At 62.5% G+C, this 14288-nt stretch carries 9 protein-coding genes; 1 reads left to right on the forward strand and 8 read right to left on the reverse strand.

Features of this window, described 5'->3' with window-relative positions; all coding sequences use genetic code 11:
- Positions 1 to 14: 14 nt before the first annotated feature.
- The 6 genes from VB672_RS11745 to VB672_RS11770 all read right to left on the reverse strand — a co-directional run bounded on the left by VB672_RS11745 (position 15) and on the right by VB672_RS11770 (position 7610).
- A complete protein-coding gene (locus VB672_RS11745) occupies positions 15 to 362 on the reverse strand; it encodes a tetratricopeptide repeat protein (RefSeq protein ID WP_329784368.1) in 348 nt (115 codons plus the stop codon).
- A 211-nt stretch (positions 363 to 573) separates the two neighbouring features.
- A complete protein-coding gene (locus VB672_RS11750) occupies positions 574 to 1650 on the reverse strand; it encodes an ABC transporter ATP-binding protein (protein WP_329784369.1) in 1077 nt (358 codons plus the stop codon).
- 28 nt (positions 1651 to 1678) lie between these two features.
- Positions 1679 to 2731: a carbohydrate ABC transporter permease gene (locus tag VB672_RS11755; protein ID WP_329784370.1), complete on the reverse strand. Its 1053-nt coding sequence runs from the start codon at positions 2729 to 2731 to the stop codon at positions 1679 to 1681.
- A complete protein-coding gene (locus VB672_RS11760) occupies positions 2728 to 3759 on the reverse strand; it encodes a carbohydrate ABC transporter permease (protein WP_442932000.1) in 1032 nt (343 codons plus the stop codon). Before VB672_RS11760 ends, VB672_RS11755 begins: the two co-directional genes overlap by 4 nt.
- A gap of 16 nt (positions 3760 to 3775) precedes the next feature.
- Positions 3776 to 5047, reverse strand: a complete 1272-nt coding sequence (locus VB672_RS11765; protein WP_329784371.1) for an ABC transporter substrate-binding protein — start codon at positions 5045 to 5047, stop codon at positions 3776 to 3778.
- Positions 5048 to 5075: 28 nt separating this feature from the next.
- Complete coding sequence (locus VB672_RS11770) at positions 5076 to 7610, reverse strand: hypothetical protein (RefSeq protein ID WP_329784372.1); 2535 nt, start codon at positions 7608 to 7610, stop codon at positions 5076 to 5078.
- A 377-nt stretch (positions 7611 to 7987) separates the two neighbouring features.
- On the opposite strand from VB672_RS11770, the gene VB672_RS11775 reads away from it, so the two are divergent.
- Entirely contained in the window at positions 7988 to 9040 is a 1053-nt protein-coding gene (locus tag VB672_RS11775) for a LacI family DNA-binding transcriptional regulator (RefSeq protein WP_329784373.1), read from the forward strand.
- Positions 9041 to 9157: 117 nt separating this feature from the next.
- Here VB672_RS11775 and VB672_RS11780 read toward each other — a convergent pair whose 3' ends face one another.
- Together VB672_RS11780 and VB672_RS11785 are read right to left on the reverse strand one after the other, a co-directional pair.
- Positions 9158 to 12061 carry a calcium-binding protein gene (locus tag VB672_RS11780; RefSeq protein WP_329784374.1) on the reverse strand — a complete coding sequence of 968 codons (2904 nt, stop codon included), beginning with the start codon at positions 12059 to 12061 and terminating at the stop codon, positions 9158 to 9160.
- Positions 12062 to 12498: 437 nt separating this feature from the next.
- Positions 12499 to 14288 (reverse strand): Ig-like domain-containing protein (locus VB672_RS11785; RefSeq protein WP_442932001.1); only part of this gene is annotated, 1790 nt, incomplete at its 5' end.

Genomic DNA, 14288 nt, shown 5'->3' on the forward strand with positions numbered 1-14288 from the left:
CACCTGTGCAGGAATCAGTCGGTGCGGCAGGGGGCATTCACCTTGGCAAGCCAGTGGGCCGCCTGCTCGTACCGCCAGTCCAGCCGCAAGGCGCTGCGGAAATCATCGACGGCCTGGTCGTACCGTCCGAGGCCAAGGAGAATGCGGCCGCGGATGAGATGAAACCGAGCTGAATGGGTGCGGCTCTTCGTGATGAAGCGGGGCAGGGAAAACTTGCGGCTCCAGTATGGAATGAAGCCCGCAAGCGGCCTTTTTGACAGGTCGATGCTGTTCTGATCGTCGGGCATGATTTCTTTGCAGGATTGCATGCTGTTCTTGACCGCTTCGGTCCGGCGGAGCGGATCGCCTTTCCAAACGACCATGCCGCTGATCTTCCTTTGCGGAAATCGGGAGAGCGCAAAGCTTGTCGGAAAAACGCAGGTATCGTGCGCATTTTGGAATGGCCCGCTTTGGAAGCCATATCGATGGGCCCAAACAGACTTTGGTCACATCAGTTTACCGCTGACACTCTCCGTCGAAAAACGAAGTCCGACAGTCCAAGAGCCTTAACTCCTGACAACAGTGGAAGCCTGATTAGCCTCGCGGCAGCGCCATTCCCTCCGCGTCGAAGACATGAAGCGCTTCGGCGGGCAGGACGACGCCGATGCGTTCGCCTATGGCATACCGCCTCTGGCCAGGCGCAGAGACCGTGAAGATGTCACCGCGATCCGTCCTGCCGTGCAGGATCGTCTCCGCGCCAAGCTGCTCGACGAGAGTCAGTTCGAGCGGGATCATCCCCTCATCCACGCTGGTCACTGTTGCGGAATGCGGCCGAACGCCAATCACGATCTTGGAGCCGAGCGCGATATCGCGATGCGGCAGACTCTGCTGCTTTCCATTGACCTGCACGCCGATCCCATCCGCAACCGGAACAGCTTCGGCTTCGATGAAGTTCATGCGCGGAGAGCCGATGAACCCGGCGACGAAGCGGTTCGCCGGATTGTTGTAGAGCTCGAGCGGCGTTCCGATCTGCTCGATCCGCCCGTCACGCAGCACGACGATGCGGTCGGCGAGCGTCATGGCCTCGGTCTGATCGTGGGTGACGTAAATCATCGTGGCATTGAGCCGCTTGTGCAGGGCAGCGAGTTCGGCGCGCATCACCACACGCAGCTCGGCATCGAGATTGGACAAGGGCTCGTCGAGCAGGAAGATGCCCGGGCGGCGGACAATCGCACGGCCGATGGCGACGCGCTGCCGCTGGCCGCCCGAAAGCTGGCGCGGCTTGCGGCTCAAGAGCGGCTCGATCAGCAGCATCCTGGCCGCCTCCATCACGCGCCGATCGATCTCATCCCTCGGCATGCGGCTGTTCTCAAGACCGAAGGCGAGGTTCTGGCGCACGCTCATGTGCGGATAGAGCGCATAGGACTGGAATACCATGGCGAGGCCGCGATCGGCCGCAGAGACATCGTTGACGAGGCGGTCGTCGAGCCGGATCTCTCCGGAGCTTGCGCGCTCAAGTCCGGCGATCGTGCGCAGCAATGTGGACTTGCCGCACCCGGACGGTCCGACGAAGACCACAAACTCGCCATCTCGGACTTCGAGGTCGATCCCGTGCAATACGCGGACGGATCCGAACTCCTTGGCAACCTGGCGAAGAACGAGATGACTCACGACGTGTACTTTCCAGTAGAATTCGGCCTCATTTCAAGCCGGTATTCGCGATGCCTGCAGTGATGTAGCGCTGAAGGAACAGGAAGATCAGGGCGACCGGCACGATGGAGAGAACGGTCATGGCGAGAACATAATGCCATTGCACGTTCAGCTCGCCCGAAAACGCATTGAGGCCGACCTGCAAGGTGTAATGCTCCTTGCGCGAGAGAACGATCAACGGCCATAGAAAATCGTTCCAACGCCACATGACGGAGAAGATGGCCAACACCGCCAGGGCCGGCGCCGCCAGCGGCAGCACGATGCGCCAGTAGATCTGCCACTCGGAGGCTTTGTCCATGCGGGCCGCATCGATCAACTCGTCGGGGATCGTGAGCATGTACTGCCTCAACAGAAAGACGCCTGTCGGCGTCGCGACCGTCGGCAGGATGACGCCCCAGAGCGTATCGAACAGGTTGAGCGAATTCACCACGAGATAGAGCGGCACGACGATGACCGACAAGGGCACCATCAGGGTTGCAAGGATGATGCCGAGCACCGCCGTCCGGCCCTTGAACTCGTATTTCGACAGGGCGAAGGCCGCCATGGAGTTCACCACGAGCGTGATGAGCGTGGCCATGATCGTGACGAAGACCGAGTTTTGAAAGTAGCGCAGGAAGTCGAATTGCTGCAGGGGCTCTGCATAGTTTTCAGTTGCAAGCTTGATCTCGCGCACGGGGATCCGCTTGTCGATCGGTACACGGATGACGGCGCCGGGGTTCTGCGGATCGACCATTTGCGCCATGATGCCGACACGCCGCACCTGAGCAAGAACCTTCTCGCTGCCGTCGTCGAGCATCACGCGAAAGAGCGGCAGGGGCTGGTCATAGCCCTGAACCCTCGCCACCTGCGCGTCGAGCGGCCTGAAGGTCGGCGGGAACTCGGCCAGATTCGCCGGCGTCTTGAAGGACGAGACCACGAGCCACAAAACCGGCCCGAACATCAGGACAAGGCCGATGCCCAGCCAGACATAGGCCAGGACATCGGTCCAATGCCAGCCAGCACCCCCACGCCGGCGCAGGAGGAAGGTGGAGAGGGCGCTCATGCGGCCTCCTTTCGGGCGCGCCTGTTCGACGCCAGGAGCTGCAGGGCCGTAAGCGCGACAAGGACCGTACCCATGAGGATCGAGGCTGCCGATGCGAGCCCGAGATTGCGCAGGACGTGAGCGAAGCCCGTCTCGTAGATGTATTGCGTGATGAACATGGTGCTGGTGCCCGGCCCGCCGCCGGTCAGCACGAACGCTTCGTCGAAAATCTGCACGGCTTTGATGAGCGCGAGGATGACGACGACGAGAAGGTTGGGCCACAACAGCGGCAGCGTGATGCGCCAGAAGGTGCGCATCCGTCCGGTTCCATCCATCATGGCGGCCTCGTAGAGGTCGCGCGGGATGGCCTGAAGCCCGGCGAGCAGGATGAGAGCATAGAAGCCGAGATGGGCCCAGACGGACACGAAGATGGCCCAGAACATGGCCCAGTTCCGCTCGGCAAGCCAAAGGGTCCGCTCGAAACCGAAATCGAGAAGAATGGCGTTGAGCAGGCCGTCGCGCTGCAGGATCCATTTCCAGATCAGACCGACGACGACCGGCGAGAGCAGAACGGGAAAGAAGAAGACGCCGCGCCAGAAGCCACGGGCGCGCATCTCGCGGTTGAGCACGAGCGCCGTCCCGAGGGACACCAGCACGAGCACCGTCACCTGCAGAACCACGAAAAGCGCCGTATTGTGCACGCTTTGCCAGAAGGCATCCTGCAGGCAGGTGGAGGGAGTGGTGTAATCGTCACAGGTGAGCAGCGTTCTGTACTGGTCCAGCCCGACGAAATAGCGGCCTTCGAAGAAGATCGCGGTTCCGCCGGTCAGGGAATAGGCAAGGTTGATGGCAACCGGAATGAGCACGAAAATGCTGAAGATCAGCATGTTCGGGGCCAGGAACACGGCTCCCATGCCGCCGATGCCGAAGCGGCGCTGAACGAAGCTCATGGGGGCGTTGAGAACGCCCATGATGAAGCGGAACGGCAAGGCCACCATGGAGGACAGGCTCGGCGCCTGCCCTCCCCGCGCTTCGGTGTTGGTGCTCATCACGCGTGCCTCTGGCTCAGCGGGAGGCCTCGGCGACCTTCTGCTTGATGTCGTCCTCGATGCGGGCATAGGCATCGGGGAGCTGCGCCTCGCCAGCAACCACCTGACCGAGGCGGCTGATGACGGCGGCGTAGATCGTGCCCGACCACCTGTAGCTCTGCATCTTCAGCGCGAGCGGATCGGCGGTCCGGGTTGCATTCAGGAAGATGTCGAGAGACTTCTTGACGTTCGGATCGCTGGACTTGAAGTCGACCCCTTTGGCGGCAACGCCCTGATGCGCCGGCAGGAACAGGGTCCGCTCGGAGAATTCGCGCACCACGGGCTCGCTGGCGAGATATTCCACGACCCGCGCCACTTCCTTAGGGCTCTTCGTGTACTTCACCGCAACGAGACCGGCGCCGCCCGGCATGCCGGTGCACGCCGCAGGCCCACAGGGCTCGGTTCCCGCCGACCAGTCGAAGCTGTCCTTGATCTTCTGGGAGAACTGGGCGACCTGCCACGAGCCGGAGAAGTAGACGGCGACCTGGCCGTTCACGAACTCCTCGTTCGCGCCCTTGTAGGTCGTTCCTGCAACGCCGCCCCAGATCTCGCGCGGCATGATGCCGTTCTTGTGCCAGTCGGCGATGCGCTGGGCCATGGCCTTGAAGCCTTCGTCCACGACCGCGGGCTTGCCGTCGGGTCCGATCACCTTCGCGCCCATGGAGATGGCCGGGCCCATGAAGCGATGGCCCGAGCGGTCGAAGGCGAGCGCGATCGGAATCTTCTGGCTGTCCGCCACCTTCTTGGCGGCCGCCGCCCACTCGTCCCATGTGGCCTTCGGACCGGGAACGGGCACGCCGGCCTGCTCGAAGAGGGTCGTGTTCACCAGCGGGCCCGTGATGGTGAGCTGGGTCATGAAGCCCGGCAGGGCATTGCTGCCGTCCTCGCGCATCCAGTCGAGGGTGTTGCTGAAGTTCTTCTCGAAAGTCGCGGCGTCCTTCAGGTGCGGACGCAGGTCGAGCCAGTGCTTGGCCTGCGACTTCAGCTCCACCACGCGCACGATATCGGGTCCGCGCCCGGCCTCGAGCTGCACGGGCAGCTGGTCCTTGATGACGCCGAACGCGACATTGTCGACCACGACCTTGATGTCGGGGTTCTGGGCCTCGAAGCGCTTGACGAGATCCTGCAGAACTTCGCCCTCGTTGCCGTCCGAGTACCACATGATGCGCACTTCGGTGGCCGCTAGGGCAACGGATGCGCTCAACGCGAGCGCCAGAGCTGCGCAGGCCAGATGTTTGAGTCGTTTCATCACTTTCCTCCCATGATGACGTTTTGGTTCAGGCAATCTTGAGTTGCTCTTGTTTCGAATGTTGGGAAGGCAGCGTTACACGCTTTCCTTCCGGAAAAGCCTTCAGTTCTCCGGTCAATGTCCAGTTCTTCGGATCGCACGTTTCTCCCGGCGTCCTCACCACCGCGTCGGGACCGCAGGCGACGGCCCCGAAATCAGGATCCTGGATCACGATGACGCCATCGCCCTGCTCATCCGCGGAGAGGCCGGCGAAGCGCCGGCCGAACGCAGCAAGGCTGCCTTCGGTCGCGATGTCCGACAGACGCACGATCCAGCGGCCGGCATGCCCCGGCAGGCGAGCCTCGCACCCAGCCGTGGGCCCCTTCGTGACGCGCTCCAAGGGTCCGCTCGCCACGAGCAGGCAGAGCCCATCGCCGGAGCGCACCAGGATCCGGCTGCCCGCATGGATCACTTCATCCATCTCGGCTTCCGGCAGCCAGGCATGGGTGAAATCCGGCTGGGCCGGATGAGCCTTGAAGTCCACGAGTGCGAGGGAGCGGAACTGGTGAACGCGCGGCACCGTTCCGCAGCCGCCCCAGTACGACGGGCGGCCGAAGCCGCTGTGAATCACCTCGCCGGGATGGTTGATCCAGATTTGGGCCTGCGGCTTCTCGCCGAGGCGAAGATGCAGAACGGTTTCCTGGTAGCCCCATTCTCCCCAGCGATAGGCGGCGATGCTGCCCAGGGCATAATCCTTCGACTTGAAGTGATAGAGCGAGGCGATGCCGTTCTCGCCCTGCTTGTAGCACCATTCGTAAGCCCCCGGGCCACGATGATCGGCGAGGGCGGCCAGGTCCGGATCGACGCTGAGACCATGCTCGGCAAAACACAAGGCGAGCTGAGGCAGAGCGTGGAAGCGGCGGCCGAGCGATCCCTGGCCGAAGGCGAGATAGGCCATGCCGGAGAGTTCGAGGGTCCGTCCCGGGCGGAGCGTGTGCTCGTAGCTGCGCCCCTGCGAGGCGGTCATCATGCCGTGATGGCTCGACAGGGCCATGATTTCGAGGAGCCGCCGGATGGCGCGACCGGATCGCTCCCGGATGCCCGGATCGGGAGAGAGCGCATAGAGCGCGCACAGGCCCTTCAGGTCGATCGGGAAATACGGGGCCGAGTTCCATTCCGCCATCTCGCAGGCCTCGAAATGGGTCAGCCATTCGAGCAGCCGCTGCCGGCCGATTTCGGCCTGCTCACGGCCCTTGCGGCCGGAGCGCTTGAAGGTTGCCTCCGGGAAGAGCGTGCCTGCCAGGTGACAGGCCGTGTGGAACAGGAGCGCGTGGTTCTCGCTGAAATACCACATCACGTCGTTGCCGGGCTCGTCCATCCAGTAGCGGAAGCGCAGGATCACGTCGTCCATGCGCGCTCGCGTCTCGGGGGCGATCCGCTCCGGCCAGGACATGCGGGACCAGAGCAGCGGCACGAGCAGGAAATCCGCGCAATCGTGACAATCGCCGATGATCGGCAGGCAGGACTCGATGATGCGGTCGGTGTCCGGCCCGCCGCGGTCGAGTGCGAGGCGCGCCAACACCGCCACCATGTCGCGCTCGCCCCGCTCCGCTACATGCTCGAGCACGGCCTGCGCCCGCACCCAGATATCGGGTGAAGCGGGGGGCTGCCGGTCGAGATGATAAATCTCGACGCCGAGCACGCGTGTCGCCACGAAGTCCCCGTCGCGCAGGGTAATGTCGAAGTGCCGGAAATCGGCGGGCAGCTCGCTCGTATCGGCAATGGCGACGCGGGTCGCACCGGCAGGGAGCATCTTGTGGAACTCGAGCGTGTCCTCCGTGGACATGAAATCGCCCCGAACCTCGACATGCACATCGAGCGAGCGTGTCGCGGGATGATCGAACACGATGGCCACCTCGCCGCGGCCGTAGGACGGTCGCTCGAAGCGCATGCCCTCGAGCATCTTCTCCACGGCCGCCGCGTGCGCACCGTCGATGGCGATCGGCATGCCGACCGACAGCCCCTCGCCCGAAACCAGCTCCAGGCTGAAGTAATATCGGGCATCGCGCTCGCAGAGGTCGGCGAACCAGACCCTGAGCTCGTTCCGGCCCGCCTTCAGCGGCACCTCGATCTCGGCACGCTCCTCGAAATTGCGCTGATAACGGGTGAGTTCCGCCACGCGGCGGCCATCGACTTCGAGAAAGGCGCCGCCGCAGGTGGCAAAGCTGAAGCGCGCCACCTGATCGCGCGGGCTGTCGATGGTCGTTCGCGCCCAGCACTCGACGCGCGTGGCCCGGAACCAGAAGCCCGACAGATCCACGCGGGGCGAACCGAACGGCAGCCACACGCGCGTTGGCTCGAAGAGGATGACCGGGTTCGGGGCCTTGCCCCGGTATTCCTCGATGAAATCCGTGCGGCAGGCATATTGGTGCGGGATGAAGTTGCGGTCCTTCGTCAGAAAGAAGAAGGCATCCATCTTCCCTTCCATTGTGCGTTCGGGAACGTCGTAGCGCTCCTCGTGCACGTCGCCGAGCTGCCAATGCCCGACTGCTTGGCCGGCTGCCAGAGGATGGGTCAGATACATCGTTCTTGCCATCATCCGCACCGCAGGCTGTTGACCGGCATCGAGCCGACATTCGTGCTGTCCTGATGTCTGTCGGCCATGCTCCAGGCGAAACGATCGAGCCTGTGCCCGTGAGGCCGCCCGCGCCTGCGGCCTTGCGGCCGTGTTCGACTGTCGGGACAGATGCGGTCGCTCGGGATCCCGCCGAGATTCGACCGGTCGAACCGGCCGTTTTGGCTCGCGGCCTTCGCGCCCGCGATACGGTGATCAGGCTGGCGCGTGAGACACCCTCTTTCCTTCATATGCGCTGCCTCCCTGGGCATCTGCTTTATTTGAGAGGATTTTTCATGAGCGGCAGAGATTGCGCAACATGAAAATTTTTTGCAGCATGCTCCAGCATGTCCAAGAACTCTGCCTCCCCTCCGAAAGCCCCGGGGCGCACCCGCCTGAGCGACATTGCTCTGGCCTGCGATGTCTCCATCAGCACCGTCTCGCGAGCCCTGACCGGGCAAAAGGGCGTACGAGACGACATCCGTCAGCGGATCTTCGACGCTGCCCGGAAAGCTCACTATCCGTTACCCAACAGGGTGCAGGGGGCACGCCTTGCGGTTTTCGCCAGCAAGGCCGCCATGACGGATTACAGACGCGTCCAGTTCACCTGGCACGTGCTGGAGGGATTGAAAGCTGCCGCGACATCGAAAGAGGTCGAGGTGTCCTTGGTGCCTCTCCCCGATGCGGACGAGAACCAGGCCCCGCTCCAGGATGTTCTCGATAGTCCGAGCATCCTAGGCGTCCTCCTGCTGACGATCGACGACATGCAGGTGATGAATCGCATTCAGGAGAGCGGAAAGCCCGCGGTTCTGATCAACAGCGACGATCCTCTCATGCGCATTTCGAGTGTCAGCCCCTGCAACCGTTCCGCCTCGCGCATGGCATGCGATTATCTGATAGGGCTCGGCCATGAGCGCATCGGCTTCGTCATGCGCCCCGGCCGACCGACCATTCGGCGGCGGCTGGAAGGCTGGCGCGATGCCCTCGCCGAGCATGGGCTGCCATGCTCCGACGATGATGTGATCAGCGTCGAGGATTGGACGCCCGAATGCGCCGAACGCGCCATCGGCGAACGCCTCGACAGGGGCACTCTCGATGTGACCGCGCTCCTATGCGCTGCCGACAGCCTTGCGCTTGGAGCCCTCTCGGCCTTGACGGCTCGCCAGATTGCCTGCCCGGACAATATCTCGATCATGGGCATCGACAACCTGCCGATCTCGGACCTGCTCAGGCCGCGCCTGACCACCATGCACATTCCGGCCCGTGAGCTCGGCGAGACGGCCGTCGACATGCTGATCGAACTCTCGACGCAGGGCCAGCGGGTCGTCCGACGGACGGAACTCGCCTGCCGCCTGGTCGTGCGGGATTCCACGGCCTCGGCGGCGCGTGCGGTGGCCTGATCCGGCGCGCGAGAATCGTCGCGATGTTCACGCCTCTGTCCTGCTCCCCGCCCCATTGGCGAGACGAGAACGCCCGGCCTTCTTTGCCGCCGGACCTCACGTTTCGGAAAGGCCTGGTCAGATGAAGAACAGCTCCTTGTGGGTGAATTTCTTCATAGCGTCCTTGTCGAAGGTCGCGATCACGATCGCGGCCTTGGATCCGCTGCCGTCGGCATCGTAGGAAAGGGTATGTTTCTTCGTGTTGAGAACGAAGAAGTCATCCTTGTCCTTCGCCTTCGGCCCGATCGTGAAGAATTTCTTCGCCAGCCCGGCAGGCTTTGCCTCTGTTCCCTTGCCGATGGCCTTGTAGAGAACCTTGTTGGCCTTCAACAGAGCGTTCTCGATGAAGATCCGATCCTCAGGGGCCCTGTAAGCCATGACCTTGTCAGCATTCGCGGCCAGGATGCGAGTGTCGAAGACGATGGTGTCGGCACCGAGATCGCCCCAGAGCGTATCCTTGCCGCTGCCGCCGGCGAGCCTGTCGTTGCCGATGCCGCCCGAGAGAGTATCGTTGCCGAGCAGGCCGGTCAGCACATCGTCCCCGCCGACGCCGGACAGCGTGTTGGCTCCGTCATTGCCCGAGATCGTGTTGGCGGTGTCGCTTCCGGTGAGATTGATGGCGCTCGTCCCGGCTTTCGCGATCAGCACCTCGACCTCTGCCGCGGCGGCGAGCGCAAAGCTCTCCGATGCCGTCACGGTATCGAGGCCCTGGCCGGCGAGCTCCGTCACGAGGTCGAGCCCGTCCACGACGTAGCTGTCGTTGCCGACGCCGCCGCGCAGATCGTCCTTGCCGGCGCCTCCGTCGATCACGTCGTCACCCTTCCAGTCGGTGATCGTGTCGTCCCCGGCGCCGCCGAGCAGATGATCCGCTCCCTCACCACCATCGAGCTGATCGCGCCCCGCGCCGCCATCCAAGGTGTTGGCCCCGGTATTGCCGTACATGGTGTTGTCGAGTTCGTTGCCGGTGCCGGCAAAATTCCCGCCTCCCTCGAAGGCGAGATATTCCAGATTGGCGCCGAGCGTGTAATGGGACGATGCGAGAACCCGATCGAACCCGATGCCGGAATCGACGATCACGTCGCCGGCATGATCGACCCAGTAGAGATCGCTGCCGACGCCACCCTCCATGCGGTCTGCCCCGGCGCCGCCATGGAGGGAGTCGTCACCATTCCCTCCCACAAGCGTGTCGTTGCCGGTGCTGCTGCGGATGAAATTGTTGAGCGTGTTGCCGGCGCCGGTGAAATTGCCCGTGCCGGTGAAGGTCAGATCCTCGATATTGCTCCCGAGTGTGTAGGCATTGAAGCCGACCTGAATCGTATCTCGCCCTTCACCTTCCTCCTCCTGAATGGTGTCGCCGGCATCGATGATGTAGGTGTCGTTACCCTTGCCACCCTCCATCGTATCGTTGCCGCCGCGACCATCGAGCGTATTGCTTCCGTCGTTACCGATGATCGTGTTGGCGAGATCGTTGCCGGTGGCTTTGAGATTGGCAGAGCCGATCAGGGCCAGATACTCGACATTGGCTCCCTGCCGGCTCAGGTCGAAGCTGGATGTCGAGAAGACCTTGTCGTCACCCTGGTTGGCTTGTTCAGTGATGCTGTCGAGCTCGGTGTCGACGTAGTAATCATCATCCCCCTCGCCGCCGATCAAACCATCCGCCCCGCCACCGCCATTGAGGATGTCGTCACCGTTGTCACCGTTCAGCACGTCATTGCCATCGCTTCCGACAAAATCGTTGGCGAGATCGTTGCCGGTCACGGTTCCTTCGAACCACATAATGACGTTCTCGATCTGCGTCCCGGCGATCGAATAATCCATCCCGACGGTGACAATGACGGTGTCGTTGCCTTCGTCGACACCTTCATCGATGGTCTCGTCGCCATCGACGATATAGGTGTCGTCGCCGATTCCACCGTCGAATTCATCCGTCCCCTCGCCGCCGTCGAGGGTGTCGTTCCCATCGCCGCCGATCAGGTGGTCGTCTCCCAGGCCGCCGACGAGGCTGTCGTTGCCGTTGCGCCCGTCGAGAATGTTCTGGCCGTCATTGCCGAGGATGGTGTTGTCGAGGGCATTGCCCAGGCCGTCGACATCGGCCGTGCCCTCCAAGGTCAGGTTCTCGATATCGGGAAAGTTCGCGAGGTCGACCGTCGAAGAGCTGACGATGGTGTCGTTGCCCCCGCCCTCCACGGTGTCTTCTTCCTCGATCACATTGTTGCCACTGGAGAAATAATAGAGATCGTCGCCACGGCCGCCCTGGAAGGTATCGGCACCGGCGCTGCCGCCGATCAGAGTGTCATTGCCATTGCCGCCGCTCAGAAAATTGTCGTTCTCGTTGCCTTCCAGAACGTTGTCGAGATCGTTGCCGATGCCGTGCGTCGCGCTTCCGATCAGAACCAGCTTTTCGATATTGGCTTCGAGCACATTAGAAACGGACGAAATGACGGTGTCGAAACCGGATCCCTCGCCCGCACCCTCAACGACGTTGTCCACGTCGTCATCAAGGATATAGGTGTCGTCACCTCGGCCGCCGTGGAGGGTATCCACACCGGCACTGCCGCCCATCAGCGTATCATTGCCGTCGCCGCCGATCAGGACATTGTCGTTCTGGTTTCCGGTCAGGATGTTGTCGAGGGCGTTGCCGGTGCCACGCGTCGCGCTTCCGACGAGAACCAGTTTCTCGACATTGCCCTCCAGGGTGTAGGAAGTACTCGCAATGGCGGTATCGAAGCCGGAGCCCTCACCCGCATCCTCGAAGACCCGGTCCCCTTCATCACTGACGACGTAAGTGTCATCGCCGAGCCCGCCGCGCAACGTATCGGCCCCTGCGCCGCCGTCGAGGGAGTTCACGCCCGCATTGCCGGTGATCCGGTTGTTCTTGTCGTTCCCGATCACGTTGGCGTCGCCGTGTTCCGGCAACAGGGTGAAATCCTCCTCCGTCGGGAGCAGGGTATAGGTGTTCGAAATCGGATCGTGCTCGGCCATACGAAAGTTCCTTGAAATATTATCTTATTTCATATTCTGCCGCATGGGCAGGAACAAGTGAAAAGTTGTGCTGCTTGGCGGCGATCAGAGGAAGTTGCAGCACCCTAAGCGGCAAAACGCACCGTCAGGCACCACGCCGCTCCCTGCAAAGAAGGCGGGGCAGGGGTTCCGTGCTTCAGGCGGATCGTCAGGCACCGGGAGCATATGGTCGGAGACGCCCATCTCATGTCGCGGGCTGCCATGGTCTTACGAGACGGCGCAGGGTCGATGCGTTCGGCTTTCCAGCTTGAAAATCCCAGCTTCGGAAACGCCGCTCTTCCTCGGCTAGTAGCCTGTTCCGCCGGAGCCTGCTGGACGCCGGCGTCCTGCTGCTGCGGTCAAAGGGAAAGCCCCGGCGGTCGAACCGCCGGGGCTTGGGATCAGAAGGGTCTCACCCGTCAGATGATCTTGAAGTCGTCGATGGTGAGCTTGAGGTTCTTCTTCATCGAGGCGATCTCGACGGCCGCACCCTTACCACTGCCGTCGGCATCGTAATAAAGGATACCCTTCTTGTTGTTGTAGATGATGAAGTCGTCGCGATCCTTGGCCTTCGATCCGATGACGAAGTTCACAGCGTTCAGGACTGCAGGCATGGCCTCCGAACCGGCTTTTCCGAGCTTCTTGAAGACGCTGTTCTCGAGCCAGATCGTGTCGTCCGCGACATTGAAGTCCATGATCTTGTCAAGGTTGGCCGTCTTGCTCGGCTTCTTGTTGAAGATGAAGGTATCCTTGCCCAAACCGCCATAGAGCTTGTCGATGCCGGCCTCGCCGTAGAGGAAGTCGTTGCCGGCGTCGCCCTTCAGGATGTCGTCTTGATTACCGCCATAGAGACGATCGATGCCGTCGCCACCCAGAATGGAGTCGTTGCCGTTCTCGCCATAGAGCTTGTCGTCGCCGGCGAGGCCCTTGATGGTGTCCCGGCCGTTGCCGGTGCCGCCCTTGAGGATATCGTCCAGCAGGCCGCCGTTCAGCTTGTCGTTCTTCTTCGTGCCCTTCTTGTTGAGGGTCGTCTCGTCAAGGACATTGACGGTGAAGACCTGCTCGGTCGTGCCACCCCGGCCGTCGCTCACCTGTATCTTGACCTGGTGCGACGCGGCCTCCTCGAAGTTGACGCCAGGGCCCGCGAGCACGAGCTTGTTGTTCACGATCGCGAAACGGCCGCCGGCATTGTCGAGGAGCTTGTAGGTGAGGGCATCGCCGTTCACGTCCGTCGCCGCGAGCGTGCCGATCTCCTGACCCGCGAGGCTGTACTCCTTGACGGAGTTGGCGCCCAGGGTAAGGCCGGTCGGGGCGCTGTTGACGCCGAGCGAGGTGACCTTGATGTTTGTATTCGTCACTGTCGCCGTGTCCTGGTGATTGTCCTGCACCGAAATGGTGAAGGAGGTCACCTCGCTGGCGGCCGAACCCGGCCGGTCGCGGGGATCGTATTGCAGCGCCCGGATCTTCACCTGGGCGTCGGCCGCCGACCCGATGAAGGTATAGGTCTTCGCATTTTCGTTGCGAACGAAGTCGTTCAGGTTCTTGAGATCACCCTTGGCGAAGTCGTCGAGGGTGATCGTCACAGTGACCATATCGCCGGCATTGGTTTCGCCGATGGACACGTCCTTGAACGGATTGACGAGGTTGATGTTCTCGCTGTGCAGGATCGTCGGGTTGTAGGCGGCAGCGACGAGGATGGGGGCCCGGTTCTCGACCTCGGACCGCACGCGGATCGTGCTGTTCGTCACCGCCGGGTTGACGTTGTCCGACACCGAGATGGTGAAGGTGGTATCCTCGGCAGCATTGACAGCTCCGTTGGGGCGAGCGGTCGGCGTGAAGACCAGGTTCTTGATGGCCGTTTGAGCAGCCGCCGCCGAGCCTTCGAACTTGTAGGCCTGAAGGGCATCGACCCAGGCAAAGCCCTCGCCGACAAGAGTGCCCTTGGCCTTGTTGTCGAGGCTGACCAGCACGGTCACGGTGCTGTCATCCGTGATGGTGACGTTGCTGAACGGCGTGGCCGTTGCCGTATCCTTGATCGTCACGACGGTCGTAGGCGTGGCCGGAACGCCGCCGATCTGCGGCGGAGCGTTCTGATCATCCGCCGTGTCGTTGGTGACGTAGACCTTCACGTCCGTGGCAGTCGACGCGTTGCCGGCCGGGTCCTTGGCCACCACTTTGACGAGGTAGTACTTGCCCGTGCCATCGCTGC

The organism is Microvirga sp. CF3016 (assembly GCF_036314085.1).
In the GTDB taxonomy this organism is placed as follows: Bacteria; Pseudomonadota; Alphaproteobacteria; order Rhizobiales; family Beijerinckiaceae; genus Microvirga.